Raw genomic sequence first — 4,963 nt, forward strand, 5'->3', positions numbered from 1 at the left:
GGAGTTTGAAAATGGCGCTCTCAAAAGATGGTGTGTTCTACCTCGGCAAACAGTACGATCCTGCCGAGAAAAAACTGCTCGATCAGCCCATTCTCTTCAACCCGGCCGATCTGACCACCCACGCCGTTGTCACCGGTATGACCGGCTCCGGTAAAACCGGTCTGTGCATTGGCCTGCTTGAAGAAGCCGCGCTGGAAGGCATTCCCGCCATCATCATTGACCCCAAAGGCGACCTCACCAACCTCCTGCTGCACTTTCCCGACCTGCTGCCCAGCGATTTTGAACCCTGGATTGACCCGGAAACGGCCAGAAGGGAAGAAAAGACGGTAGGGCAGCTGGCCGAAGAGACTGCCCTGCGCTGGAAGAACGGGCTGGCGGAGTGGGGATTGGGCAGCAACCAGATTCGCGAATTGAAAGATGCGGTAGATTTTGCCCTTTACTCGCCGGGTTCTTCCGCTGCTGTTTCTGTCAACATCCTCTCTTCTTTTGAATCACCCGACCTGCCCTGGGCAGAAAATCGCGAGATTCTGCGCGAAAAAATTTCCACCATTGTCACCGCTTTGCTGGGGTTAATCGGCTTGAATGATATTGATCCACTGCGTTCACGCGAACATATTTTGCTCTCCAATATTCTTGAACACGCATGGAGCAGTGGCAAATCGCTCGACCTGACCGACCTGATCTTACAAACCCAAAAACCACCCTTCGACCGGCTGGGGGCGTTTCCGGTCAATAACTTCTTCCCCGAAAAAGACCGCCTCTCGCTGGCGATGTTGCTCAACAATTTTCTGGCTTCTCCATCCTTTGAAGTCTGGCGTGAGGGACAACCGTTGAATGTTCAGAATTTTCTTTACAGCCCCAACGGCAAAGCCCGCCACAGCATTTTTTATCTGGCTCACCTTAACGAAAGCGAGCGGATGTTCTTTGTAACGCTTTTATTTGCCTCCATAGAATCCTGGATGCGCTCGCAGCGCGGTACCGGAAATCTACGCACGTTAATTTACATGGATGAAATTTACGGCTACCTGCCGCCGCTGAGCAATCCGCCGTCCAAAACGGTCATGCTGCGCATGCTCAAGCAGGCGCGCGCTTTCGGCGTTGGCTTGCTGCTGGCAACCCAGAACCCGGTAGATGTGGACTATAAAGGCCTGTCCAATGCCGGCACCTGGATGATCGGCCGCCTGCAAACCGATCAGGATAAACAACGCCTGCTGGACGGACTGGATTCGGCCGGCGGCGGGGTGAACCGTCAACAAATGGATCGTCTGATTTCCACACTGGGAAAGCGCGTCTTCGTCCTGCACAGTGTTCATGCCAAACAGCCGCTGCTCTTCCAAACCCGTTGGGTATTGAACTACCTTGCCGGGCCATTGACCCGCTCTCAACTGCCATCATTAATGCCGCTGACCTCGATTGCTGATGTCTCTGTTACCCCCGTACAGCAGACCACATCCGAGCTGCAAAGCGCCCGCTCCGCACCTGTGGCTGCCGGAGCAAAGGGTTTCACCTCCGCACGCCCTCCTGTTCCCAGCGGGGTTGAAGAATACTTCCTGCCAAATGATCTGCCTCTGTCCGAATCCATCCGTCAGGCAAATATCCCTCCCTCTGCTCAAATTGAGCAAAAGGGATTTGTGTACTACCCGGCTTTGTTTGCGCAGGCGAACATAAACTATCTGGCACGCAAGTACAACCTTGTAATCAACCGTGAAGTTGCAGTACTGGTACAGGAAACGCGCGGACGCTCGATCGAGTGGGATGATTTCAACTGGCGGCCCTTCAAGCGCGCTGAGATCACCGCCCAACCTCTGCCAGCCGCTCAATATGCTCCTCTGCCGGGCTGGTTAGCCGATGCCCGCCAGTTGACCGCCTTTCAGCAGGACTTTGTGGAATGGGTTTACCGCAACGCCACCATCCGGGTGCGCGCCAACGAGAAGCTGAAAGTGTACGCCGCGCCGGAAGTTTCCACCGCTGAATTTCGGGAACAGTGCGCTCAAGCAGCCCGTTCAGCACTGCAAAGTGAGGTGGATAAACTGGAGACCCTCTACCAGAAAAAAATTGAAGACCTCAATCGAAAAATTGAACGCGCAAAGAGCGATGTAGCCGATAAAGAAAACACCTACAAACAGCGTCAAATGGAGGAGTTAGCCACCCACGGGCAATCGCTTATGAACCTGTTCGGCAAACGGCGCGCCACCCTTTCCAGTTCGATGACCAAACGCCGTCTGACCAGCGAGGCCAGAGACCGGCTGGAAAAAGCCAAACTGGCCCTGGAACAATTACAAAAACAACTCAAGGATATTGAAACGGAAAAGAACCGCGAGCTGAAACAAATTCAAGATCGCTGGGCGGATATGGTCAACGATGAGGTTGAAATTCCGCTCAGCCCGTACAAAAAGGACATTTTCGTTCCGCTGTATGGTATCATCTGGATACCGTATTACTCCATTATGGTGGATCGGCAGGTACGGGAAATTCCTGCCTTTCGCAGCCCGGGCTGAAAAGCCACCTCATCGGCGGAGTGAAATATTCGCGAATTTAGAGGTAAAACATGCCACCAGAAGCCACTCGCGACCGGGTCAACCCCGAAAAGTTTGATACCACACCGCTGCGCCGCCCTTCCTGGATCCGCGTGCGCGCCCCCAGCGGTGAAACCTTTGAACAACTCCAACAATTGATGCGCCGCAAAGCGCTGCATACCGTCTGTGAAGAAGCCGGTTGCCCCAACATGGGTGAATGTTGGGGAGCAGGCACAGCCACCTTTTTGATGATGGGTGACATCTGCACGCGCACCTGCGGCTTCTGTGATATTAAGCGCGGCCGCCCTGAAGCCCTGGACTGGCTCGAACCCGAACGGGTTGCCCAGGCCGTCAAAGCCATGAACCTTCAGCACGCCGTGATTACCTCGGTCAACCGCGATGACCGCAAAGACGGCGGCGCACCGATATTTGCCATGGTCATCCGCCGAATCCGTGACCTGTTACCCGGTTGCTCGATCGAAGTACTGATCCCCGATTTCAAAGGCAGCGTAGAGGCCCTGCGCATCGTCATGAATGCCCGGCCGGAAATCCTCAATCACAACGTAGAGACCGTGCCGCGCCTGTTCAAACTGGTTCAGCCGCAGGATCGCTACGAATGGGCTAAAGCCACCCTCAGCAATGCCAAAGAACTTGATCCGGATGTACTCACCAAATCGGGCATTATGGTCGGGTTGGGTGAAACGATGGACGAGGTCAAAGCCGTCATGGAAGACTTGCGTTCGTGGGGCGTAGAAATCCTGACCATCGGACAGTATTTACAACCCAGCCGCAAACACCTGCCGATTGCGCGTTACTACACGCCCGATGAATTCGAGCAGTTACGCGAATTTGGATTGCAAATTGGCTTCAAGTGGGTGGAGAGCGGCCCGCTGGTGCGCTCATCCTACCATGCTGCCGAACAGGTTCGCGCGTTGAGCGTGGTACACCGTCAGTTGTACGGTGAACCAACCAGTAAATAGGCTATACGCAACCCTTTTTTTCATTCATCTCCAAGTGAGATGCCCATCTCCCGCGCGGTCTGAACCAGGTCGCTATCCAGGCTCACCCGGCGCGGTTGAGCCAGTGCTTCTTCCAACGGTACATCTACCACCTCGCCGCCGCGCAGGGCCACCATCCTGCCAAACCGGCCGGCTGCCGCCAGCCGTACCGCTGCCCCGCCCATGCGGGTACACAGCACCCGGTCAAAGGCAGTCGGGCTGCCGCCGCGCTGCAAATGCCCCAGTACGGTGACCCGCGTTTCTACGCCGCAGGTTTGGGTCAGCCCCTCCGCCACCTGCTGACCAATCCCGCCGAGACGCGGTAAAAAGACCTGATCGCCCCCCATGCGATAAACCCGCTCACCGCCAGCGGGGTGTGCCCCCTCCGCTACGGCAATGATGCTGAAAAACGCCCCAGCCGCTACCCGGTCACGGATTTTGGCGCAAATCGCCTCGATGCGGAAAGGAATTTCCGGGATGAGAATCACGTCCGCTCCGCCGGCGATTCCGGCATACAAAGCAATATAACCGGCATCCCGCCCCATCAGTTCCAGAATCATTACCCGGTGATGCGATTCGGCGGTTGTGTGCAGGCGGTCAATCGCCTCCATCGCCGTGTTCAAGGCCGTATCAAAGCCAAAGGTAAAATCGGTACCGTTGATGTCATTGTCAATTGTCTTGGGCACACCGATCACCGGCACGCCTAACTGCTGGTAAAGTTCCAGCGCAATCCGCAGGGTGCCATCCCCGCCGACCACGATCAGGGCATCCAGATTAAGGTTTTGAAGGCGTTCGATGACCTGCTGGGAGGTATCTTCGACAACCTCCACGCCGTTCCGAATCACCTTGCGCGCGAAGGGATTACCCCGGTTAGCCGCCCCAAGGATGGTGCCGCCGCGCGGCAGAATACCGCGCACATCGCTGAGTGTGAGAGGGAAAACGCCGCCTTCATCTACGAAACCGTCAAACCCGTTGCGCACCCCCCATACCTCACAGCCATAATGGAGGACGGCCGTCTTGACCACAGCGCGAATCACGGCATTCAGGCCTGGCGCATCACCCCCGCCGGTAAGCACGGCAATTTTCTTCATGCTCTAATTATAGCCATTTCGAAGAATCCTTTTACAATTCTTCGCTCAACTTTCTGTTCGGGCATATAATGCAGACAACATATTCACTTGCGAACAAAGCCAAATGACCCTCAACCTGTGGTGGATACGCCGCGATCTGCGGTTGAACGACAATCCTGCGCTCTTTAATGCCTTGGCGCAAGGCAGTTCAGTCCTGCCGGTTTTTATTCTTGACCCGCGGCTGCTGGCTCAACCCGCTCAGAACCGCCAGCGGTTTCTGTTCAGCGGACTGCGGCGACTGGATGAAGAACTGCGTCAACGCGGCAGCCGACTGCTCATCCGGCGCGGATTACCGGAAGAGGTGCTGCCTGCATTGGTT

At 55.8% G+C, this 4,963-nt stretch carries 4 protein-coding genes; 3 read left to right on the forward strand and 1 reads right to left on the reverse strand.

Annotated features, from left to right (window positions below; all coding sequences use genetic code 11):
* The coding region (locus VAE48_RS15585) for a helicase HerA domain-containing protein (RefSeq protein ID WP_322794259.1) at positions 1 to 2,498 on the forward strand (2,498 nt) is incomplete at its 5' end.
* A 50-nt stretch (positions 2,499 to 2,548) separates the two neighbouring features.
* Positions 2,549 to 3,496, forward strand: a complete 948-nt coding sequence (lipA, locus tag VAE48_RS15590; RefSeq protein WP_322794260.1) for a lipoyl synthase — start codon at positions 2,549 to 2,551, stop codon at positions 3,494 to 3,496.
* 20 nt (positions 3,497 to 3,516) lie between these two features.
* Here lipA and VAE48_RS15595 read toward each other — a convergent pair whose 3' ends face one another.
* On the reverse strand, positions 3,517 to 4,605 hold the full coding sequence (locus VAE48_RS15595; RefSeq protein WP_322794261.1) for an ATP-dependent 6-phosphofructokinase: 1,089 nt from the start codon (positions 4,603 to 4,605) through the stop codon (positions 3,517 to 3,519).
* A gap of 103 nt (positions 4,606 to 4,708) precedes the next feature.
* Between VAE48_RS15595 and VAE48_RS15600 the strand changes: the two genes are divergently transcribed.
* Positions 4,709 to 4,963 (forward strand): deoxyribodipyrimidine photo-lyase (locus tag VAE48_RS15600; RefSeq protein ID WP_322794262.1); only part of this gene is annotated, 255 nt, incomplete at its 3' end.

It is taken from the genome of Bellilinea sp., from assembly GCF_034432615.1.
Taxonomy (GTDB): domain Bacteria; phylum Chloroflexota; class Anaerolineae; order Anaerolineales; family Anaerolineaceae; genus Bellilinea.